Genomic DNA, 19168 nt, shown 5'->3' with positions numbered 1-19168 from the left:
AGGGGGAATGCGCATGTCGATCAGCACAATGAGACTCACCTTCGCTGCCGCCGGCCTGATGCTGGCGGCTTCCGCCAGCGGCGCCAATGCTTCCTATTGCGGCGACGGCAAGACCGTGACCTTCGCCGGCATCGACTGGGAAAGCGGCGCCTTCATCACCGAGGTCATGAAGACGATCCTTGCCAAGGGATACGACTGCCAGGTCGACTCGATCCCCGGCAATTCCGTGACTCTCGAACAGGCAACCGCCAACAACGACGTGCAGATTTTCGCCGAGGAATGGCTCGGCCGTTCGGACGTCTGGAACAAGGCGGTCGAAGAAAAGAAGGTGGTGGCCGTCGGCAAGACCTTCGTAGGTGCCAGCGAAGGCTGGTTCGTGCCCGACTATGTCGTCCACGGCGATCCCGCTCGCAATATCGAAGCCAAGGCGCCGGACCTGAAAAGCGTATCACAGCTTACCGATCCGAAGATCGCCGAGATTTTCGCCGATCCGGAGGAGCCATCCAAAGGCCGGTTCCTCAACTGCCCCTCCGGTTGGACCTGCGAGGGCGTGAGCACCGCCAAGCTCGAGGCCTACAAGCTCGATGAGGCCTATGTGAACTTCCGGCCGGGGACGGGAACGGCGCTGGATGCGGCGATCACCTCCGCCTATCTCCAGGGTGAGCCTATCCTCTTCTATTACTGGTCGCCGACCGCGATCATGGGGAAATTCAAGCTGATCCAGCTCGAAGAGCCGGCCTATAACGAAGCCTGCTGGAAAGAACTGAGCAGTGCCAACGGCAAACGTGACGAAGGCTGCGCCTTCCCTTCCGTCGACGTGGCCTATGGCGTGAACAGCACCTTCGCTTCGGAAGCGCCGGAAATCGTCGGAATTCTGGAAAAGGCAACATTCCCGCTCGAGGAGGTCAACGCCAGCCTCGCCTATATGGCCGACAACAAGGTCGACGCCACGGCGGCTGCCGCCGAATTCCTGAAAACCAAGGGCGACGTCTGGAGCAAGTGGGTCTCGGAAGAGGCGCGCGGCAAGATCGAAGCCGGTCTCAAGTAAAAGCGGCCTTTCCGGCCGGCAATCGCCAGCGCCCCGCCACCAGGCGGGGCGCGTTGCGATGGTAGGGAAAGGGCTGCTTCCCCGGGCCAGGAGGGTCTTGGCTTCCCGCCGCCGCCCTGAACAAGGAACGATATCCGATGTTTCCGGACTCTCTCAATCTCTCGATCCGCGCGCCGGTGAACGATTTCATCCAGGCGCTCGTCACCAATTACGGCTGGGTCTTCAAGGCGATCAGCGCCGTCATCCTGAAGGCCGTTCTGTTCATTGAATGGATCCTGCGCGGCCTGCCCTGGTGGCTCGTCATTCTCGCCTTCATGGCGCTTGCCTGGCGGAGTTCGCGGCGCTGGTCGCTGACGCTGGCGGTCGGCGCGTTGCTGGTTGCCGTCGGCGTCCTCGGACTCTGGGACCTGACGATGCAGACGCTCGCGCTGATGCTGATGGCGACCATCGTCTCGGTAGTGATCGGCGTGCCCATGGGGATTCTCGTCGCGAAGAGCCGCACCGTCCGCAACATCACTCTGCCGGTGCTCGATGTCATGCAGACCATGCCGAGCTTCGTCTATCTCATCCCGGCGCTGATGCTCTTCGGGCTCGGCAAGGTGCCCGCTATCCTCGCGACCATCATCTACGCCGTCCCGCCGCTGATCCGGCTCACCGATCTCGGCATCCGCCAGGTCGACGCGGAAGTCGTCGAAGCTGCGACGGCGTTCGGCGGCAGTCCGCGACAGATCCTCTTCGGCGTCGAACTGCCCCTTGCGACGCCGACGATCATGGCCGGCCTCAACCAGACGATCATGATGGCGCTGTCGATGGTCGTCGTCGCCTCGATGATCGGCGCGCGCGGCCTCGGCGAACAGGTGCTGAACGGTATTCAGACGCTCGACGTCGGCAAGGGCCTCGAGGCCGGCATCGGCATCGTCATTCTCGCGATCGTGCTCGACCGCATCACGCAAGGCTTCGGCAAACCCCGGACGGAGGACGCCCGCAATGGCTGATATAGAGATCCGGAACGTCTACAAGATATTCGGGCATGACGCCAAGAAGGCGCTTGCCATGCTCAAGGACGGCCTCGATAAGGCCGATATCCTGGCGAGGTCCGGCTGCAGCGTGGGCCTCAACGATGTCAGCCTGAAGATCGGCGCCGGAAAGATCTTCGTGATCATGGGGCTTTCCGGATCGGGCAAGTCGACGCTGGTGCGCCACCTCAACCGGCTGATCGAACCGACGAGCGGCGAGGTCCTTTTCGACGGCGACAACATCCTCGACCTGGGTGCGAAGGCGCTGCGTGCCTTTCGCATGCGGCGCGTCAGCATGGTCTTTCAGAGCTTTGCCCTGATGCCGCACCGGACCGTGCTCCAGAATGTCGTCTACGGCCAGCGCGTGCGCGGCGTGTCGAAGGACGATGCCCGCGAAATCGGCATGAAATGGATCGAAACGGTCGGCCTGTCCGGCTACGACGCGAAATTTCCCCATCAGCTCTCGGGCGGCATGAAGCAGCGCGTCGGCCTTGCACGAGCGCTCGCCGCCGACACCGATGTGATCCTGATGGACGAGGCTTTCAGTGCCCTCGACCCGCTGATCCGCGGCGACATGCAGGACCAATTGCTGCAACTCCAGCAGAATCTTGCAAAGACCATCGTCTTCATCACCCATGATCTCGACGAGGCCCTGCGCATCGGGTCGGAGATCGCGATCCTGAAGGACGGTCAGGTCGTTCAGGTCGGCACACCGGGCGACATCCTCGACAACCCTGCCAACGACTATGTTGCCCGGTTCGTCCAGCGCCGGCACGAAAGGCCGCAGACCCATGGGTGAGATGATTTCGATCGATGGGCCGCTTACCTGGCGCGAGATCGCTTCGATCGCCGAGGGCGCCCGCCTCGACCTGTCGGCGCCCGCGCGCCGGCGGATCGCCCATGCCCGCCGGATCGTCGACGCATTGGTGGACCGCGGCATCCGCGGCTACGGCATCAATACCGGCGTCGGCGCCCTTTGCGATGTCGTCATCAGCCGTGAGAACCAGCAGGCGCTTTCGCGCAACATCATCCTGAGCCACGCTTGCGGCGTCGGAGATCCGCTGGGTCGAGTGGAAGCACGGGCCGTCATGGCAGCACAGATAGCCAACTTCGCCCACGGCTATTCCGGCGTGCGGATCGAGACGATCGAAACACTCTTGGCGCTGCTCAACGCCGACATCATCCCTCTCATTCCGTCGCGTGGTTCGGTTGGATATCTGACCCACGCCGCCGCGATCGGCCTCGTACTGATCGGTCACGGCTCGGCCATGCACGGGACTGAAAGACTGAGCGGCGGCGATGCCCTCGCCCGTCTGGGGCTTGCGCCGTTGCCGCTCGAAGCGAAAGAAGGTCTCAGCCTCGTCAACGGAACCCCATGCGCCACCGGTCTGGCGGCGCTGGCGCTCGCACGCACGGAAACGCTCTTCGCCTGGGCGGATGCAGCCGCGGCGATGACTTACGAAAACCTCGGCAGCCAGGCCAATGCCTTTGCCGAATTGCCCTTGGCTCTGCGCCGATCCCCTGGCCTGAACGCAGTCGGCGAAAGCCTGCGCGACTGGCTGGCGGACAGCCCGATGCTGGCAGGCACTGCCGGCACCCGCACCCAGGATCCGCTGAGTCTCAGGGCCGTGCCGCAGGTGCATGGCGCCGCCCGCGACGCCTTCGTCCAGGTAGCCGAAATCGTCGATCGCGAACTTGCAAGCGTTACCGACAACCCGGCCGTTGCCGGTGCGCCGGAGGCACCCGAGGTGCATTCGCAGGCCCATGCCGTCGGTGCCGCGCTCGGCCTCGCAATGGACAGCCTCGCCGTCGCGGTGGCGGAGGTCGCAGCAATTTCCGAGCGCCGCATCGACCGGCTGGTGAACCCTCTGGTGAGCGGTTTGCCTGCCTTCCTCGCCGGCGACAGCGGCGTGTGCTCGGGGTTCATGATCGCGCAGTACACGGCTGCCGCGCTCGTGGCGGAGAACCGGCGGCTCGCAGCGCCGGCCAGCCTCGACGGCGGCATCACCTCCGCGCTTCAGGAAGACATGCTCACCCACGCGACACCGGCGGCCTGGAAAGCGCTCTCGATCGTCGACAATCTCGAGCGGATTCTGGCGATCGAACTGCTTGCGTCCGCTCAGGCCTATGAGCTGCAGCCGCAGGGACCGGGCAAGGCGCAACGCACTGCTGCCCTTTACGGGCGCATACGCTCGGCGATTCCAGCCTATCGCGACGATCGCCCGATGAACGAAGACTTCGACCGGATGCGGCTGTTGATGCGAGCCGCGCCGGCGAAGGCCAGCCTGTAACCCCGCTCTGAACGGGAAGGGAGGAGACGACATGACGCACATCACCACCGAGGCAGGGGGCTCGCGCGGCGGCGCAGCCTTGCGGCTCATTCTTTTCAGCCTCATCGGCATATTTCTGTTCTTCGTGCCGGTCGAAATCGCCGGCAAGTCGACGATCCTGCTCGACCATGCGGCAACGGCCATATCGACCCATGCACGGCCGGTGGCGATCGGCTTCGTATTGCTGCTGATGGCGTACGGCGCCTTCGGACCCATCGTGAAGGGGACCTGGCGCAAGACGACGACCGATGCCGTCTTTTCGGTCCTGCGCGTCCTCGGACTGGTGCTTGCCGGCCTTTATCTCGCCGGCATAGGGCCTGCGATCTTCTTCGCGCCCGACATGCTGCCCTTCCTCTTCGACAAGCTGGTGCTGTCGGTCGGGCTGATCGTACCCATCGGCGCTTTGGCACTCGCCTTTCTGATCGGCTACGGCCTTCTCGAATTCACCGGCGTGCTCGTCCAGCCCGTGATGCGGCCGATCTGGCGTACGCCGGGCTGGTCCGCCATCGACGCCGTCGCTTCCTTCGTCGGCAGCTACTCCCTTGCGCTCCTCATCACCGACCGCGTGTTCCGCGAAGGCAAGTACACGGTGCGCGAAGCGGCGATCATCGCGACAGGCTTTTCCACCGTGTCCGCCACGTTCATGATCATCGTGGCGAAGACGCTGGGGCTCATGGACATCTGGAATTTCTATTTCTGGACGACGCTCGTCGTCACGTTCATCGTTTCTGCGATCACCGCCCGGATCTGGCCGCTTTCCAGACTTGCGCACGAGGGCGATCGGGACCAGCCGTTGCCCCCGGGGCGCAGCCGCCTGAGCGTCGCCGTGGAGACCGGCCTTGAGCAGGCGGCAATCGCCAAGAGCCTGTCGACGCTGCTGCGCGAAAGCTTCTTCGACGGACTGCGCATGGCGGCGATGATCCTGCCGAGCATCATGGCAGTCGGGCTCATCGGGCTTCTCGCCGCCAAGTTCACGCCGATCTTCGACATTCTCGGCCTGACGCTCTACCCCTTCACCTGGCTCGCGCAGTTCGGCCAGCCGATGCAGGCGGCAAAGGCGCTCGCCTCCGGTCTCGCCGAGATGTTCCTGCCCGCTATCCTGCTCAAGGAGGCCGTGCCCGAGGTGAAGTTCCTGGCCGCGGTGGTATCGGTCAGCCAGGTTCTGTTCCTGTCTGCCTCGGTCCCTTGCATGCTGGCGACCTCGATCCCGCTCAGCTTTCGCGATCTTCTCGTGATCTGGTATATTCGCGTCGTATTGAGCATACTGGTGACGGCGCCGATCATTTGGATCGGAACGTCGATGGGATGGCTCGGCTGACGATGATGCGAATTCTGCGCTCGAGCGAGTACAGGCATATGCCGTGGAAGAACGGCGGCGGAGAGACGGTGGAAATCGCCGTCTCTCCGGACCGTGCCACCATTGCCGATTTCGACTGGCGCATAAGCATGGCGACCGTCGCCACCAATGGCGCCTTCTCGATCTTTCCTGGGATCGACCGCACGCTGTCGATCCTGGAGGGTAGCGGGATGACGCTCGCGATCGAGGGCCGGCAACCGAAACTGCTGACCGCCTCGGACGCCCCCCTCACCTTTCCTGCCGATCTGCCGACATCCGCGACCCTCGCGGATGGCCCGGTCACCGATCTCAATGTGATGACACGCCGCCAGGCATTGAAACACCGCGTGCGCAGGATTCATGTCGAGGGCTCGCAGCCGGTGGCTACGAGCGCCCGCGATCTCGTTCTCTTCTGTCATCGCGGCAGCGTTGCGCTCGTGACCGAAGGCGTTTCCGCAACCCTGCACGGGCTCGACGCGGCGGTTCTCGTCCAGCCGGCCACGCTCACGCTCTCAGCCGACATCGCATCGGAAGTTTTCCTGATCGAGATCGGCCCGGCCTGAACGCCGCGCCATCATCCGTTTTTGTCTCGTCCGGAAACAGGGAGGCACGCCGTTTCAGCGCATGCCGAAGAGCAGGAGAATGCCGCCGACAACCATGAGCACGACGCCCAGCCAGTTGCGCAGCGGGCTCAGAAAGCGCAGCCCTTGCCCGCGCGGCTCAAGCGTCTGCTTGGAATTGCCTTGCGGCGGCTGGCTCAGCCGCCGCCGCCCGAGCGCCTCCCATGCCATGTAGAGAAGCCCGCTGATAAAAAGAACTGCACCGGTGAGAGTTGCCCACACGTGCGCCTCCTGCGGCTGCTGCTGCGTGTATCGCTGTTTCGACGGAACAGCGAACGATTAGACGGCGATGGAAACGCGGAGATGTCAGCGCATGCGCGTCTGAGGACGCACGATGTTCATCTGAAGCTCGTGGCTGGATGCAAATCGCCCGAGAACCCTGATCAGGCGGCGTTCCTCGGCCTTGTGGATGCCGGTGCGCCTGCAATACTCCGCCACATCCCAGACATGCCTGGCCTGGGATTTGTCGAGCTTTCCAATTTCTGCGTGTTTCATCCTGCGCCTCCCAACTGCGTTGGTACTAACGCCGGACGGGCACAAATGGTTCCGCGTCGCGTCAAGTCCGGCGGACGCTCCCGGGGCCGGAACCTTTGCGCGCGGCTGCGGTTTCGACCATGACCGACCGGAGGTGATGTCATGACCCGAACCTGGGAGCGACTGGCGCTCATCGGCGCCGCCGTCATCATAATCGCCAGTGCGATTTTCTACGTCTATGTCGACCGCTTCCCCTCGACCAATTCCACCAGGATCGAGGACACCAAGGTCAATGCCGACGGCATCGAAACCATCGACGAAAATCCGCCGAGCGCCACGGGCGACAAGGATAACCCTTCGTGAGCCCTTCCCCTCGCGCGGGCTCGAACGGCACGCGCTCGCGAGGCCCAAACGGACCGGCTCGGACAAGGGCATAGGGCCAAAAGGCCGAAAGCGGCTCAAGGGCCTCAAGGGCCTCCTGCCATCGACCCCACGACCACCATCACCACCGCGTCGACGTCGATTTCTCCGTTGACCGCGAGCTTGTCTCCCGCCTGGCGGACCTGAAGCTTCGAAGGGTTTTCTGCCGCCTGCCGCTGAAGTTCTTCGATAACGGCATTGATGGCCTTCGCCTCCAGATTGCCTTCGTTCAGATGGCTGGTACCCATTTCCAGAAGACCCCTTCCTTTCGCTCGGGATAATATTTGAATTCGCACTCGAATCGCCGCCCGTATGCGGCTGCCTCGGTTAAAGCCGTTTCCGAGGGCGGGTTCATTCCCGTTCCCGGGGCGAACCAGTCCTCCAGGAGATCGTCGGGGATATAGGCCCCGATTCTCAAGGGAAGACTGGTCAATGCGGAATCCATCTCTTTCGGCGCCGGCATGCGATCCTCCTGACCGACCCGGAGCGGGATGAGGAAAAGTGTGAGCGATTTTCCGCCCGCATCCCGCTCCAACTTCTTGGAATCGATCACGGTTGTGTTTTTGGGTCAACCAGACCTAAAAACATCGTGATCTGGAGCATTTCCGCTCCGCCAATGCTCTAACCTTTCGTTGCCGCAACTCCGGGCGAAAAACGCCGCGCACTTTCCCGGAATTGCGAACAAAGCCGGCGCCGGGAAGTTCCGTCGCGGCTCATACATACAGACAATGCAGCCGCGTTGCCCGAGCGCTGCCGTTTGTTGCAGCGTGCTGAACGGCGCCGTGCGTCCGGAAACGCGCGGCACCGTATGACAGCGGCCGTTCGGCTATACTAGCAGAAGAGGCTCAACCTATGCGAGGACATCCCGGCCGATTTGCGAAATAGACGGTCGTAAGCCGACCGCGCCGGCCGACGCCGTCGACCGCAACCTCGCGCCGCGTGATCGACCGGATATCCGGATCGCGGATTCCAAGCCGATAGGCGCGACGGATGGCCTGACGCTCGCTGCAGCCGCGAGACGGACGATAATCATAGTCGTCATCGTCGTATCTGCGATCACGCAGCTGCGGACCGTCCGGACCGATATACAGGTCGAATGACTGGGCTGACGAAGCAGAAGGTACAGCAGCAGCCGCGCCGCCCAAAATCAACCCGGCCGCGAAAAGCCTGCCGATGTTCATGACTTCTCCTCCAGGCTCTCATTTGAGAGTTTGCTTAAACTCATATCTGAACGGCAGGGGAGCGGATTGGTTCCGCCCTTGAATGGCATTTGGCATGCGGTGGACTGGGAGAGGGTGCTAATGCGGACGCCCAAGACGTCGCGCGATTGCGAGGCGCGGGCATATCGGAGAGGAAACCAGAACCCTCGAGTGATTGAGCGGCAGCAGCTTCGGCCGATGTGATGGCGATGTTCGGCGCCAATGTCGATTTTGTGAGCGACAACCGCATCATATTCGACATCTCAGGCAACAAATATCGCCTTATCGTCCACGTCGCATATCCGTTCAAAAGAGTGCTGATCAAGTTTGTTGGCACTCATAAAGAGTACGACGACATAGACCGGGAGACAATGAATGGATAACATTCGCGCCATCAGGAACGATGATGACCTTGCATGGGCTATTGCAGAGGTCTCAAAGTATTTTGACAACGAGCCGGAAATCGGGACCGAGGAAGCAGACCGCTTCGATATTCTCTCGACCCTCATTGAGGCTTACGAGAATGAGCACTATGCCATTGAGGCACCAGAGCCAGTCGATCTGATAAAGGCCCACATGGAGATGTTCGGTCGTACACAGACCGATCTCGCTGAGCTTTTTGGTTCCCGTTCGCGTGCCTCTGAGGTTTTGAATAAGAGGCGTGCTCTCACTGTCGATATGATCCGCAAGCTTCACAGGGAATGGGGGATTCCCTCAGATTGCCTCGTTGAGCCATACCATCTCGTCGAACGCGAACGGGTCATCGACTCCGAATTATCGGTGATAAAGATGGTAGCGGAGGAGGGATTCGAACCCCCGACACAAGGATTATGATTCCTCTGCTCTAACCTACTGAGCTACTCCGCCGCCGGTGCCGTGAAGCTTCTGAACGAAGCCCGTCTTGGCTGGTCGGGCGGCTTATAAGGCGCTGTTCCGGCTAGTGTCAAGCAATGTCTTCGGGAAAAAGCGATGTTTTCCCGCCACGCCGGAATCCCCCGCTTTACGCTGCCGCCGGCGCCTGCAAAAGCGCCTTCAGCGCCGCTTCCGCGGCCGGCTCGCGCTCGGACCTGCGGATGAAGCCGCCGCCATAGACGCGCGCATCCTCGCCCGTGCCGGAATAGAGCGCGCAGGCCTGGCCGGGCGCGACACCCGCCTCGCCTTCGACGAGCTCGACATAGAGCCCTTCGGCATCGCTCTTGAGCACCGCCGGGGCCGGGCGGCGGGTGGAGCGCACCTTGGCAAAGCATTCGAAGCCCTGCCCGGCTGCCGCCTCCAGTTCCTCGTCACCCAGCCAGTTTACGTCGCGCAGGTAGACGCGGCGCGTCTCCAGCGCCTCCTTCGGGCCGACGATCACGCGGCGCGAACGGGCGTCAAGATAGACGACATAGAGCGGCTCGCCGGTCGCGACACCGATGCCGCGGCGCTGACCGATCGTGTAATGCAGGATGCCCTCGTGCGCGCCCAGCACGCGACCGTCGAGATGGACGATTTCGCCGGCAAGCGCCGCGTTCGGCTTCAGTTTCGAGACGATGTCGCTGTATTTGCCCTGGGGCACGAAACAGATGTCCTGGCTGTCGGCCTTCTTGGCGACGACAAGACCCATCTCCTCGGCGAGCGCCCGGGTCTCGCTCTTGGGAAGACCGCCGAGCGGGAAGCGCAGATAGTCGATCTGCTCCTGCGTTGTCGCAAAGAGGAAATAGCTCTGGTCGCGCTCGGCGTCGGCCGGCCGATAGAGCGCGCGCTGGCCGGCATAACGCGGCTTCGGGCTCGGCCGCGAACGGATGTAATGGCCGGTGGCGAGCGCATCGGCTCCGAGTTCCTTGGCGGTCGCGAGCAGGTCGGCGAACTTGACCGTCTGGTTGCAGGCGACACACGGGATCGGCGTCTCGCCGGCGATATAGCTTTCGGCGAAGGGGTTGATCACCGTTTCGCGGAAACGCGCCTCGTAATCGAGGACATAATGGGGAATGCCGATCGTCTCGCACACGCGCCGGGCGTCGTCGATATCCTGACCGGCGCAGCAGGAGCCGGCCCTGTGCACCGCCGCGCCATGGTCGTAAAGCTGCAGGGTGATGCCGAGAACGTCGTAGCCCTCGCGTTTGAGAAGCCCCGCCACGACGGAAGAATCGACGCCGCCGGACATGGCGACGACGACGCGCGTATCTTCGGGCTTGCGGTCAAAATCGAGACTGTTCACGGGATCCAATCCGGCATCCGGGGCGGCTCCTGTGCCGGCACCCTGTTTCACGCTTGAGGCCGCACGGCGACACATGAGGGCGGCGCGGCGTTTTCTGAAGGGTTTACGCCCTTGCGGTATTTTCTTCGTGCATATAGTCACCCAAAACCGCTCTCGGTGCCGGGCGGCATGCATCAGACTTTTCCGTGCCGCGACATATAGAAACTTGCGCCCGTCACGGCAAGAGCGGACGCGGAACGTCGGCCGAGCGCTCGATCCGTCAGATCAGCTTCATCCGCATCGCCCGGGCGATCGCCTGCATGCGGTTGACGGCGTCGAGCTTACGGGTCGCGCTCTTGAAATAGCTGCTCACCGTATAGGCGGATATTCCGAGAATGATGGCGATCTCGTCGCTGCTCTTTCCCGCCGCCGCCCAGCGCAGACATTCGACCTCCCGGCTCGAGAGCTTCTCGCGGGCGCCGCTGCCGGCATCGAAGGTGCGCTCGAGGCATTCGAAAAGCTGCAATAGCGCCAGATAGAGCGTCGCACGCTCGGCGCCGGCCGGCTCGTCCCGCGTGCCGGAGAGCACTGCCACAAAAGGCTCGCCATAGGTCGTGTGCAGCAGTACCGCGAAGTGACCCATACCGGCATGGGGCGGGAGGCGGAAAACCTCGGCCTTGCCGGCGCCCTTGCCCGCGGGCTCCATGAGTTCAGGGCCGCCGGTGACGGGCAGCTTCGTCTGACGCAGCCGTTCGACCAGCTCGCTCGTCTGGAACGTCTCGCCGGCATCATACTGCCGCACCAACTCGGCGGGCCAATTGCTCAGCACGAGACGCTCGGAAAAGCGTTGCTCGTCGGCGAGAGGCAGGCGCGCAATCATGAAATGCGCGAAGCCGTAGCGCGAGATCAGCCGCCGCAGCAGATGCAGGAGCTCGTACTCCGTGCGTACCGAGGCGGGGTCGATCTCGAAAGGCATGTTCGTTTCGGCCTCACGCCGCGAGGCCGGTTCGTTCGAATCCTTCATTCCGGTCACCGTGCTGCCGGCGTTGCCGCCGCTATGGAGACTAAGGCGGTCTTGGCCTGGTGGGGCTGAGAGCGCCGCCCTGCGCCGCGGGCATGAGCCCGCAAACTGCGTGACGCCCGGGCTCGTGCACGTGGAGGCCCGTTTGATCCGGCGCCCTTGCGCTCCAGTCGAAGCGAAATGTGGTGATTGCATGGCCTGCCTGGCGAAAAGTCGTGGAAGGCCCGCCGTTCCCTTGCGTCACGAACAGCCGCCCTTGCGAACCATCCGTGGCCGAGGCCGCTCAAATGATGATCAAATGGTTATCGAGGGTTTAGGCAATTATTAAATGTGGCAAGCTAAGGTCACAGCCATATGGTCTTGAGTTTGTGTAGAGAGTCCCATGACCGAAATGATGCGTCCACGCGTGAAATATGTCATCGGCCCCGATGGCAGTCCTTTGACGATCGCGGACCTGCCGCCGGCCAATACCCGGCGCTGGGTCATCCGCAGGAAGGCTGAAGTCGTCGCCGCCGTGCGTGGTGGCCTGTTGAGCCTCGAAGAGGCATGTGAGCGTTACACGCTGACCGTAGAGGAATTCCTCTCCTGGCAATCCTCGATAAATGACCATGGTCTCGCCGGCCTGCGCACGACGCGCATCCAGCAATATCGCCACTGATCGATCCCTGCAGGGCCATAATTCGAGCCGGCGGCTGGGGTGCTCCCGAGCCGCCGGTTTCGTTTTTGCCGATTTGACGATAAAACCATCCAGCACATCATGCTGCAGCTACGGTATCGCCACCAACGCATGGCAACGAAGGACGCCCGATGGACATCGCCCAGGAAGAAACGGATACCAAAGGCCGCTACACGGCGACGCTCGACGGCCACACCGGGGAGATGACCTATTCCAGGTCGTCGCCGCATCTCATAATCGTGGACCACACCTTCGTTCCGGACGCCTTGCGCGGCAAGGGCGTCGGCCAGGCGCTGGCCCTCCACGCGATCGAAGAGGCCCGCAAGGGCAGCTGGAAGATCATCCCGCTCTGCCCGTTCATGCGCGCCCAGGTCATGCGCCATCCGGAGTGGCGGGATGTAATCCAGGGCTGACGGTGCAAGGGACCCCCTTGTCCTACCCATCGGCCCGAAAATTGGAATCGATTTTCCGAAAGCACGCTGCGCCGGTTCAATAGTTGGAGCGTTCTTTGTGCGTGCATTCCCACGCACGGCGCTCCAAGGCACCGCGCGTCTCATCAGATACGCGGTGCCGTAGCTGCTCTCTCAGGCGCGCAGCCGCGCGCCCGTATCCCGCTCCTCGAGCGCTGCCGCCCTCGCATATTCCGCCTGCACCTCCTCGAGCGCGAGCTCGGCCGCATCCTGCTGCATCTTCAGTTCGCGAATGGAAACCTGGAGATTATCGGCCCGCTGGCGGGCAGCCTTGGCGAAGGTGGGGTAGGCGAAGTGCGAAGGGTCGGAAATTCCCGACTTCTTCTCCTCGAAGACGATCTGGTTCTCCAGATCCTTGGTCATGCGCTCGAACTCGGCCATCATCATTTGAAGCTGGCTGAGCTGGCGCTGCTTTTCCCGAACCTGAAATTCCTTCAGTCGGACTAGGCTCTCACGTGCTTTCATACGCAATACTCCCGTGGATACCGAGACCCCGGTTACTGTTCCCGAGCGGAATAAGGGAAAGGTGTGACGAAGATCTCCGCCCGCATCCCGCTCTAACTCCTTCTAGCCGACCACATTTAGATCCCGGACTCCCGGAATCGTCGCGATCTGCGGCCCGTTGTGCCGGCCCAACCGAGCCGGAAACAAAAATCGACCGCGGCCTTAACAAATGCCTACCGCTGGTAACCTTTCGTTTACGGGCATCGTTAATCATAGGTGCGATGATTTAAGGCTCCGTAAATGCTGATGCATGAAATGTGGACTTTCGAGCATTTACGAGTCGGTAGAGTCAGTTAACGGCATTCCCTCATATATCACATGAGGAGCGCAATTTCAGATTTACGTTTTGAATCAGGGGACTGCTAAAAATATTTAACATTTTCGATACACCTTGCCAGAGTGAATCAGAATTTGTTAACCATTTGGTGGCAGCCTCCAAATCAGGCAACGACTGGATCCGTATCGCGTAAGGATGCCACGACAACCTTGGGCGGCGGAAAAGGGGAAGACTATGCGGGTTCTACTGATCGAAGACGACAGCGCGACGGCTCAGAGCATCGAGCTCATGCTCAAGTCCGAAAGTTTCAACGTCTACACCACCGATCTCGGTGAAGAAGGCGTCGATCTCGGCAAGCTTTACGACTACGACATCATTCTCCTCGACCTGAACCTGCCGGACATGTCCGGTTACGAAGTTCTGCGAACGCTGCGTCTGTCGAAAGTCAAAACACCGATTCTCATCCTTTCGGGTATGGCGGGCATCGAGGACAAGGTCCGCGGCCTCGGCTTCGGCGCCGACGACTATATGACCAAGCCTTTCCACAAGGACGAGCTGGTGGCTCGTATCCACGCGATCGTGCGCCGCTCCAAGGGCCATGCCCAGTCGGTCATCTCGACGGGCGAGCTGATCGTCAACCTGGACGCCAAGACCGTGGAGGTCGGCGGCCAGCGCGTGCATCTGACGGGCAAGGAATACCAGATGCTGGAGCTGCTCTCGCTGCGCAAGGGCACAACGCTCACCAAGGAAATGTTCCTGAACCACCTTTACGGCGGCATGGACGAGCCGGAGCTGAAGATCATCGACGTCTTCATCTGTAAGCTGCGCAAGAAACTCGCCAATGCCGCCGGCGGCGCCAATTACATCGAAACCGTCTGGGGCCGCGGCTATGTGCTGCGCGAGCCGGAAGGCAGCGACTACCTGGAAACCGCCTGATTTCCGGCATTACCGGGCCGCGAAAACCCGCATCCGCCCCCTGTCCCCAAAAGCAGCCGAACCCGCCTAGTCTGGGCGGGTTTTTTGTGGTTACCCTTCGCCTGCCCCGCACTGTGTTCGAAAGAAAGCAGGAAACGGATTGGCGGGCAAAGATGGTCGAGATCTTAGAGAAAGCCGGTTGAGTGTGGCTGCCCTTCGGGGGCCGCCACACAGGTCAAAGCCTCGGGGCTGGCCGAATTTCCGGCACAAACAGGGATCAAGGGTAGAACCCCGCGCAGATGAATGCTTGCGGCTCTGTATCAGGCTGCCATGGACTGACCGGCGAAAACACTCGTCAGTATCTTGCGGTCGAAAGGCTTCAGCAGGAAATCGTCGGCACCGGCCCGCTTGCCGGCCATCATCTTCTTGAGATCGGCCTGGACGACACAGTAATAGATCCGCACCGAAGCGCCCTCAGGCAGGCGCCGGATATTGCCGATCAGGTCGAGCGCACCGTCTAGGCCCGCGTCGACGATAAGGATGTTCGGCAGTTCGGCCTCGCATCGCACCAGCGCTTCAAGGCTGCTCGGCGCCTCGGAAACCAGGAATCCCATTCCCGACAGGATGCGCTTCCCGACCTTGCGCACAACATCCGATCCGTCAGCAATCATCAAGCGCCGCACGTCCATCTCCTTCCCGCTTCGCCACACGCGAAACCATCTCCATCAAGCAATCCTATACGGATTTGGCAAAGAAACAGTTACCGCGGTGACGCGGCATCACCCGCCCGCTGAAATCCGCCGGTGCTTCCCGTCGGTTGGAGCGATGCGGTCGTGAAGCATGCGGGAGAGCGAATGAGTCCTCCCGTCACCAGAGCAATGAGACGATGGAAACGGTCAGATTTGCCGAAAGCCGCGCGCGGTTCCGCCTCAGGCGCTCACCGTTTCGGGCGCTACGACGCGAGCGGTGAAGACGATCGCTTCGCCGGTCGATACGACGTCGATCGCCATACCGGCCTCTTCCGCCAGGAGCACGGTGTAATAGGGCTGGATCGAATGGGCGTCGACCGCCTCTTCCGGCGTGCCGGAGATGAGCTCCACCAGCTTCGGCGGCACGCGCATCATCCGCCCCTTGGCACTGAGGGTGAATATCGCGTCGAACTCCGGATTTTCCAGAGTGATGTCGATGACGCCGCCACGCGGGATCGAGCCATAAGCGATCAGGAACAGGTTCAGGAGCAGCTTGACGCGGTTCTTGGCGATGATCGCGCGCGGTCCGTTCCAGTTGACCTCGGTCTTCTTCTCCGAGGCGGCAAAATCCTTGGCGGCCTTCTCGGCCTCGCCGGTGTCGATCGAGGCGCCGACCGAGCCCGATGCCCCGAAGGCAAGGCGCGCGAATTTCAGCCGTACGGACGCATTGAGCGCGCTGGTGCGAATCAGGTCCATCGCATCCGCATCGGCGCCGCCCTCGTCGAGGAGTTCGAGACCGTTGTTGATGGCGCCGACCGGCGAGATGATGTCGTGGCAGACGCGGCTGCACAGCAGCGCGGCCAGATCGTGTCCCGTCAACGTCAGATTCGGATTCTTTGCCATCATTCTTCCTTGCTCGCTTCAAACCGGATCACGGGCTGTCGCGGCGCCGGGCGCGCATAAGCCCGACGCAGCTCCCGCACGGTCGTGAGTAAGATCATGAGGCGGGCGGTCGTGCCATATGTCGATAAGCCATAATGACATCACATTTGGTAAACCGATTGTTAAGATGATCCGTTCAAATTGTAGGAGCACCCCGATTTCAGGTGGGTTCCTGGAAGCCGATAAGGTGCACTCGTTCCAAATGCTAGTGCGTTCCGCGCGCATGCTTGTGAAAAATGGCCCGTGCCGGCACCGACGGCGCAGCCGATGGAAGAGCCGGTCATGACGGCCGGCGCGCGAGCCGCTTTCGCGCCCCGACGGAGGAAACGATGCAGCCGATGATGAAGACCACCCTGATGGCTGTCCGCGCTATTGTGACCATGATGGCCCTGGTGGCCAGCACCCTGATCGCCGGCACCTCTGGCGCACAGGCGCAATCCCAAAACTCCAGCCAGTACACGATGCAGGAGATCGTCGACGCCGGTCACGGTTTCTTCGGCGAAACGTCCGGGGGCCTTGCCAAGGTCGTCGAGCGCGCCTTCGAGCGCTATGGTCTGCCGAACGGCTATATCCTCGGCCAGGAAGGATCCGGTGCCTTCATCGCCGGCGTCACCTATGGCGAGGGCGAGCTCCATACCAAGAATGTGGGGCAGCACAGCGTCTTCTGGCAGGGCCCGTCGCTCGGGCTCGACTGGGGTGGCCAGGGCAGCCGCGCCATGATGCTCGTCTACAATCTGCCGAGCGTGCCCGCTCTCTACAAGCGCTTCGGCGGCGTCTCCGGTTCGGCTTACGTGGTCGCCGGCGTCGGCATGACGGTGCTGACGGACGAACATGTCGTGGTGGTGCCGATCCGCACCGGCATCGGCGCGAGACTCGGCATCAATGTCGGCTATCTCAAGCTGACGCAGCAGCCGACCTGGAACCCCTTCTGAAGCGCCCGCGCCACGGCGCCGATGAACCCTGCCCGAAAAGACGTGCAAGCTTGCGGTAATTGTTGCAGCATTTCCCGCATCATGCTTACTGCATGAACGCGAATGACTGCCTGCTGCAGACCCGGTCCACACTGAAACGGCCAGCACGTGATTGAATATGCGCTCCTCTTTGCCCTGGGCTTCCTGACGGCGGTCGTCATCGGCCTTCTCGTCGCCCCTGCCATCCAAAGGCGCATCGTGCGCTTTGCGGAGGACAGGCTGAAGGCAACGATGCCTCTGAGCCCGCAGGAAGTGCGCGCGCAAAGGGATGCGGCGCGCGCGACCTATGCCGTCGAAAACGCCAAGACGCTTCAGGCGCTGCGCCGCGAGCGCGACAAGGCTGTCGCGCTGATGGTGCAGCACGAAAGGACCCTGAGGGACACGCGCCATCTGGTGAGCGAAAACACCGAACTTCAGGCGCAGCTGGCGGATATGAACGTCGAGGCGGCCACCATGCGCTCTACCATCCGTCGGCTGGAACAACGCCTGGAAAGCATGGAGGCGGCTGCCAAAAGCTCGGCACGAGAAAACGGCGCGCATTCCGAGACCGTCCGCGCGCTGCAGAGCCGGATCGACAAGCAGAGCGCGGACCTCGATGGCCTCAAGATAGACCTTGCGGCGCGCGACACCGAAATCGAGCACCTGAAGAGCCGGATGCGAGCGATCCACGACGAGCGCGAGACCTTGCGCGCCAACCTGGAGGCGGAAACCGCCCGCGCCGGGGAAATGGAGCAGCGCCTCACCCAGGACGAGACACGCATGCATCAACTCGAAAACCGCCTCGCCCGCGAAACGGCGGCCAACGCCCATCGCGAGAGTGCCCTCGAACAACGCGCGGCAGAGATCGCCCATTTGAGGTCGCAGGTCAAAACGCGCGGTGCGAAGCGTTCGAAGCATGCGGACGAGCACGACGCCGCGACGGATGGCCTCGACACGGCCGCACTTTCCGACGATCTCAGAAACCGGGCGACAGCGCTTTCCGAACGCCTTGTCGGTTCCAAATCGGCTGCTCACGATGAGGCGCTCCGCGAGGAGATGGCCGAAATCGCAGCAGGCATGGTCACCCTGACGGCGACGCGCGAGGGCAACACCTCGCCCATACACGGCCTTCTTGCCGGCGAAGATGCCGAAGGGCGGGCAGGCCGAAGGAGCCTGGCGCGGCGGGTGAAGGAGATGCTGGAGCCCGAATGAGATCAGGCCGGGGATGCCGGCGGCAGCATCCGCACCGATCGTGCCGAAACGCCCCCGTTCCGCTCAAACCCTGCCGTTGATGCTTGCAACCTGATGAAGCGCGATGCCGGCCGCCATCGCCACGTTGAGGCTGTCCAGGCCGGGCCGTTGCCGGATGCGGGCCGTGCGAATTTCCGAAAGTATCGTTTCGGGCAGCCCCTCGCCCTCGGTGCCGACCAGCAATGCGGTGCGCGGCGCCGGCGGGATCGCGGTGATGTCGGCGGTGCCGCGCGGGGACAGACCCCAGAGGACGAAACCTGCCGTCTGAAGACGTCCGATCAGCTCCGCCGCTGTACCCTCGCGCGCGAAGGGCAGCGTCAGCACCGACCCCACGGATACGCGGATTGCCTTGCGGTACATCGGATCGCAACTCATCGAGTCCATCAGCACTGCATCGACCCCGAAGGCCGCAGCGTTGCGAAAGAGCGACCCCATATTGTCGTGGTTCGATATGCCGCAGGCGGCCAGCACGAGGCTCGACTGCGGTAATCCTGCAATCAGCGCATCGCGGCCGGGCGCAGCATCGCGCCGGCCGAGCGCCAGCACGCCGCGATGCATGTTGAACCCGGCGATCGCGTCGAAGACGCGCCCGGTCGCCACATAGACCGGAACGTCCGGCGGAAACTGCGCGAGCAGGTCCGCGATACCGGCCACCCGGCTCTCGAGGAGCAGGATCGCCTCGGCTGCGATGCCGCGCCTTTCGCGATGCGCGGCCGCAAGCATCCTGAGCACGACGGTCCCCTCGGCGATGAAGCGGCCCTGCCGTCCCGTCAGATCGCGCTCCTTGATCGACAGGAACCCGGCTATGCGCGGGTCCGCCGGATCGTCGATGCGAAGGAGAGGATCAGTCATAT

At 62.5% G+C, this 19168-nt stretch carries 24 protein-coding genes, 1 tRNA gene and 1 pseudogene; 14 read left to right on the top strand and 12 right to left on the bottom strand.

Going from position 1 to position 19168, the window contains the following annotated elements; translation table 11 throughout:
• Positions 1–13 precede the first annotated feature (13 nt).
• From BHD07_RS01710 to BHD07_RS01685, 6 genes are all read left to right on the top strand, one after another.
• Positions 14–1048, top strand: a complete 1035-nt coding sequence (locus tag BHD07_RS01710; protein WP_338277302.1) for an ABC transporter substrate-binding protein — start codon at positions 14–16, stop codon at positions 1046–1048.
• A 137-nt stretch (positions 1049–1185) separates the two neighbouring features.
• Complete coding sequence (locus tag BHD07_RS01705) at positions 1186–2043, top strand: ABC transporter permease (RefSeq protein ID WP_018096879.1); 858 nt, start codon at positions 1186–1188, stop codon at positions 2041–2043.
• Positions 2036–2863: a quaternary amine ABC transporter ATP-binding protein gene (locus BHD07_RS01700; protein WP_275597393.1), complete on the top strand. Its 828-nt coding sequence runs from the start codon at positions 2036–2038 to the stop codon at positions 2861–2863. The genes BHD07_RS01705 and BHD07_RS01700 overlap by 8 nt, the downstream gene beginning before the upstream one ends.
• Positions 2856–4355, top strand: coding sequence for an HAL/PAL/TAL family ammonia-lyase (locus BHD07_RS01695; RefSeq protein WP_338277299.1), 1500 nt, complete (start codon positions 2856–2858; stop codon positions 4353–4355). The genes BHD07_RS01700 and BHD07_RS01695 overlap by 8 nt, the downstream gene beginning before the upstream one ends.
• A 31-nt stretch (positions 4356–4386) precedes the next feature.
• The gene (locus tag BHD07_RS01690) at positions 4387–5712 is read left to right on the top strand and encodes a YjiH family protein (protein WP_100674150.1); all 1326 of its coding nucleotides are present in this window, start codon (positions 4387–4389) and stop codon (positions 5710–5712) included.
• Positions 5700–6293, top strand: a complete 594-nt coding sequence (locus BHD07_RS01685; protein WP_018096875.1) for a HutD/Ves family protein — start codon at positions 5700–5702, stop codon at positions 6291–6293. The genes BHD07_RS01690 and BHD07_RS01685 overlap by 13 nt, the downstream gene beginning before the upstream one ends.
• A gap of 54 nt (positions 6294–6347) precedes the next feature.
• Here the strand turns inward: BHD07_RS01685 and BHD07_RS01680 are convergent, their stop codons facing one another.
• Together BHD07_RS01680 and BHD07_RS01675 are read right to left on the bottom strand one after the other, a co-directional pair.
• Positions 6348–6572 carry a hypothetical protein gene (locus BHD07_RS01680; protein ID WP_100674149.1) on the bottom strand — a complete coding sequence of 75 codons (225 nt, stop codon included), beginning with the start codon at positions 6570–6572 and terminating at the stop codon, positions 6348–6350.
• 84 nt (positions 6573–6656) lie between these two features.
• Positions 6657–6845, bottom strand: a complete 189-nt coding sequence (locus BHD07_RS01675) for a hypothetical protein (RefSeq protein WP_018096873.1) — start codon at positions 6843–6845, stop codon at positions 6657–6659.
• Positions 6846–6986: 141 nt separating this feature from the next.
• Between BHD07_RS01675 and BHD07_RS01670 the strand changes: the two genes are divergently transcribed.
• Positions 6987–7187: a hypothetical protein gene (locus tag BHD07_RS01670; RefSeq protein ID WP_018096872.1), complete on the top strand. Its 201-nt coding sequence runs from the start codon at positions 6987–6989 to the stop codon at positions 7185–7187.
• A 104-nt stretch (positions 7188–7291) separates the two neighbouring features.
• On the opposite strand, the gene BHD07_RS01665 is transcribed toward BHD07_RS01670, so the two are convergent.
• The 3 genes from BHD07_RS01665 to BHD07_RS01655 all read right to left on the bottom strand — a co-directional run bounded on the left by BHD07_RS01665 (position 7292) and on the right by BHD07_RS01655 (position 8425).
• Positions 7292–7492 carry a hypothetical protein gene (locus BHD07_RS01665; protein ID WP_018096871.1) on the bottom strand — a complete coding sequence of 67 codons (201 nt, stop codon included), beginning with the start codon at positions 7490–7492 and terminating at the stop codon, positions 7292–7294.
• Positions 7474–7707: a hypothetical protein gene (locus tag BHD07_RS01660; protein ID WP_100674216.1), complete on the bottom strand. Its 234-nt coding sequence runs from the start codon at positions 7705–7707 to the stop codon at positions 7474–7476. Before BHD07_RS01660 ends, BHD07_RS01665 begins: the two co-directional genes overlap by 19 nt.
• A 382-nt stretch (positions 7708–8089) precedes the next feature.
• On the bottom strand, positions 8090–8425 hold the full coding sequence (locus tag BHD07_RS01655) for a hypothetical protein (protein ID WP_100674148.1): 336 nt from the start codon (positions 8423–8425) through the stop codon (positions 8090–8092).
• A gap of 203 nt (positions 8426–8628) precedes the next feature.
• Between BHD07_RS01655 and BHD07_RS01650 the strand changes: the two are divergent.
• Both BHD07_RS01650 and BHD07_RS01645 read left to right on the top strand, forming a co-directional pair.
• Positions 8629–8826: pseudogene (locus BHD07_RS01650) on the top strand (type II toxin-antitoxin system HigB family toxin); the annotation flags it as partial.
• Positions 8819–9277, top strand: coding sequence for a helix-turn-helix domain-containing protein (locus BHD07_RS01645; protein WP_275598086.1), 459 nt, complete (start codon positions 8819–8821; stop codon positions 9275–9277). The pseudogene BHD07_RS01650 and the gene BHD07_RS01645, both read left to right, overlap by 8 nt.
• Here BHD07_RS01645 and BHD07_RS01640 read toward each other — a convergent pair.
• The 3 genes from BHD07_RS01640 to BHD07_RS01630 all read right to left on the bottom strand — a co-directional run bounded on the left by BHD07_RS01640 (position 9234) and on the right by BHD07_RS01630 (position 11643).
• Positions 9234–9310 (bottom strand) — tRNA-Met (locus tag BHD07_RS01640). The genes BHD07_RS01645 and BHD07_RS01640 overlap by 44 nt on opposite strands.
• 133 nt (positions 9311–9443) lie before the next feature.
• Complete coding sequence (mnmA, locus tag BHD07_RS01635) at positions 9444–10640, bottom strand: tRNA 2-thiouridine(34) synthase MnmA (RefSeq protein ID WP_013844832.1); 1197 nt, start codon at positions 10638–10640, stop codon at positions 9444–9446.
• A 259-nt stretch (positions 10641–10899) separates the two neighbouring features.
• The gene (locus tag BHD07_RS01630; protein WP_100672996.1) at positions 10900–11643 is read right to left on the bottom strand and encodes a helix-turn-helix transcriptional regulator; all 744 of its coding nucleotides are present in this window, start codon (positions 11641–11643) and stop codon (positions 10900–10902) included.
• 379 nt (positions 11644–12022) lie between these two features.
• On the opposite strand from BHD07_RS01630, the gene sciP reads away from it, so the two are divergent.
• Together sciP and BHD07_RS01620 are read left to right on the top strand one after the other, a co-directional pair.
• A complete protein-coding gene (gene sciP, locus BHD07_RS01625) occupies positions 12023–12298 on the top strand; it encodes a CtrA inhibitor SciP (protein ID WP_003527546.1) in 276 nt (91 codons plus the stop codon).
• A 149-nt stretch (positions 12299–12447) separates the two neighbouring features.
• A complete protein-coding gene (locus tag BHD07_RS01620) occupies positions 12448–12729 on the top strand; it encodes a GNAT family N-acetyltransferase (RefSeq protein ID WP_018096866.1) in 282 nt (93 codons plus the stop codon).
• A gap of 171 nt (positions 12730–12900) precedes the next feature.
• Here the strand turns inward: BHD07_RS01620 and BHD07_RS01615 are convergent, their stop codons facing one another.
• Positions 12901–13251 carry a hypothetical protein gene (locus BHD07_RS01615; RefSeq protein ID WP_003527555.1) on the bottom strand — a complete coding sequence of 117 codons (351 nt, stop codon included), beginning with the start codon at positions 13249–13251 and terminating at the stop codon, positions 12901–12903.
• Between the two features lie 550 nt (positions 13252–13801).
• Here BHD07_RS01615 and ctrA point away from each other — a divergent pair.
• Positions 13802–14503: a response regulator transcription factor CtrA gene (ctrA, locus tag BHD07_RS01610; protein WP_003527557.1), complete on the top strand. Its 702-nt coding sequence runs from the start codon at positions 13802–13804 to the stop codon at positions 14501–14503.
• Positions 14504–14802: 299 nt separating this feature from the next.
• On the opposite strand, the gene BHD07_RS01605 is transcribed toward ctrA, so the two are convergent.
• The gene (locus BHD07_RS01605) at positions 14803–15171 is read right to left on the bottom strand and encodes a response regulator (protein WP_010970151.1); all 369 of its coding nucleotides are present in this window, start codon (positions 15169–15171) and stop codon (positions 14803–14805) included.
• A 240-nt stretch (positions 15172–15411) separates the two neighbouring features.
• A complete protein-coding gene (gene chpT, locus BHD07_RS01600; RefSeq protein ID WP_198516775.1) occupies positions 15412–16074 on the bottom strand; it encodes a histidine phosphotransferase ChpT in 663 nt (220 codons plus the stop codon).
• 368 nt (positions 16075–16442) lie between these two features.
• On the opposite strand from chpT, the gene BHD07_RS01595 reads away from it, so the two are divergent.
• Together BHD07_RS01595 and BHD07_RS01590 are read left to right on the top strand one after the other, a co-directional pair.
• Positions 16443–17045 carry a DUF1134 domain-containing protein gene (locus BHD07_RS01595; protein ID WP_029963813.1) on the top strand — a complete coding sequence of 201 codons (603 nt, stop codon included), beginning with the start codon at positions 16443–16445 and terminating at the stop codon, positions 17043–17045.
• 147 nt (positions 17046–17192) lie between these two features.
• Positions 17193–18275, top strand: a complete 1083-nt coding sequence (locus BHD07_RS01590; RefSeq protein WP_338277274.1) for a hypothetical protein — start codon at positions 17193–17195, stop codon at positions 18273–18275.
• Between the two features lie 63 nt (positions 18276–18338).
• Here BHD07_RS01590 and BHD07_RS01585 read toward each other — a convergent pair whose 3' ends face one another.
• The gene (locus BHD07_RS01585) at positions 18339–19166 is read right to left on the bottom strand and encodes a TrmH family RNA methyltransferase (protein WP_100672993.1); all 828 of its coding nucleotides are present in this window, start codon (positions 19164–19166) and stop codon (positions 18339–18341) included.
• Between the last annotated feature and the right edge of the window lie 2 nt (positions 19167–19168).

Source organism: Sinorhizobium sp. KGO-5 (assembly GCF_036245905.1).
Lineage (GTDB): Bacteria > Pseudomonadota > Alphaproteobacteria > Rhizobiales > Rhizobiaceae > Sinorhizobium > Sinorhizobium meliloti_A.
Note: the sequence above shows the minus strand (reverse complement) of the source record. Positions and strands in the feature narration are given on the sequence as shown.

Excerpts from the sequence above, each read along its gene's own strand:
- BHD07_RS01710 (WP_338277302.1), top strand. The coding sequence starts at position 14 with ATGTCGATCAGCACAATGAGACTCACCTTCGCTGCCGCCGGCCTGATG.
- BHD07_RS01705 (WP_018096879.1), top strand. The coding sequence starts at position 1,186 with ATGTTTCCGGACTCTCTCAATCTCTCGATCCGCGCGCCGGTGAACGAT.
- BHD07_RS01700 (WP_275597393.1), top strand. The coding sequence starts at position 2,036 with ATGGCTGATATAGAGATCCGGAACGTCTACAAGATATTCGGGCATGAC.
- BHD07_RS01695 (WP_338277299.1), top strand. The coding sequence starts at position 2,856 with ATGGGTGAGATGATTTCGATCGATGGGCCGCTTACCTGGCGCGAGATC.
- BHD07_RS01690 (WP_100674150.1), top strand. The coding sequence starts at position 4,387 with ATGACGCACATCACCACCGAGGCAGGGGGCTCGCGCGGCGGCGCAGCC.
- BHD07_RS01685 (WP_018096875.1), top strand. The coding sequence starts at position 5,700 with ATGGCTCGGCTGACGATGATGCGAATTCTGCGCTCGAGCGAGTACAGG.
- BHD07_RS01675 (WP_018096873.1), bottom strand. The coding sequence starts at position 6,845 with ATGAAACACGCAGAAATTGGAAAGCTCGACAAATCCCAGGCCAGGCAT.
- BHD07_RS01670 (WP_018096872.1), top strand. The coding sequence starts at position 6,987 with ATGACCCGAACCTGGGAGCGACTGGCGCTCATCGGCGCCGCCGTCATC.
- BHD07_RS01665 (WP_018096871.1), bottom strand. The coding sequence starts at position 7,492 with ATGGGTACCAGCCATCTGAACGAAGGCAATCTGGAGGCGAAGGCCATC.
- BHD07_RS01660 (WP_100674216.1), bottom strand. The coding sequence starts at position 7,707 with ATGCCGGCGCCGAAAGAGATGGATTCCGCATTGACCAGTCTTCCCTTG.
- BHD07_RS01655 (WP_100674148.1), bottom strand. The coding sequence starts at position 8,425 with ATGAACATCGGCAGGCTTTTCGCGGCCGGGTTGATTTTGGGCGGCGCG.
- BHD07_RS01645 (WP_275598086.1), top strand. The coding sequence starts at position 8,819 with ATGGATAACATTCGCGCCATCAGGAACGATGATGACCTTGCATGGGCT.
- BHD07_RS01630 (WP_100672996.1), bottom strand. The coding sequence starts at position 11,643 with ATGAAGGATTCGAACGAACCGGCCTCGCGGCGTGAGGCCGAAACGAAC.
- sciP (WP_003527546.1), top strand. The coding sequence starts at position 12,023 with ATGACCGAAATGATGCGTCCACGCGTGAAATATGTCATCGGCCCCGAT.
- BHD07_RS01620 (WP_018096866.1), top strand. The coding sequence starts at position 12,448 with ATGGACATCGCCCAGGAAGAAACGGATACCAAAGGCCGCTACACGGCG.
- BHD07_RS01615 (WP_003527555.1), bottom strand. The coding sequence starts at position 13,251 with ATGAAAGCACGTGAGAGCCTAGTCCGACTGAAGGAATTTCAGGTTCGG.
- ctrA (WP_003527557.1), top strand. The coding sequence starts at position 13,802 with ATGCGGGTTCTACTGATCGAAGACGACAGCGCGACGGCTCAGAGCATC.
- BHD07_RS01605 (WP_010970151.1), bottom strand. The coding sequence starts at position 15,171 with ATGGACGTGCGGCGCTTGATGATTGCTGACGGATCGGATGTTGTGCGC.
- chpT (WP_198516775.1), bottom strand. The coding sequence starts at position 16,074 with ATGGCAAAGAATCCGAATCTGACGTTGACGGGACACGATCTGGCCGCG.
- BHD07_RS01595 (WP_029963813.1), top strand. The coding sequence starts at position 16,443 with ATGCAGCCGATGATGAAGACCACCCTGATGGCTGTCCGCGCTATTGTG.
- BHD07_RS01585 (WP_100672993.1), bottom strand. The coding sequence starts at position 19,166 with ATGACTGATCCTCTCCTTCGCATCGACGATCCGGCGGACCCGCGCATA.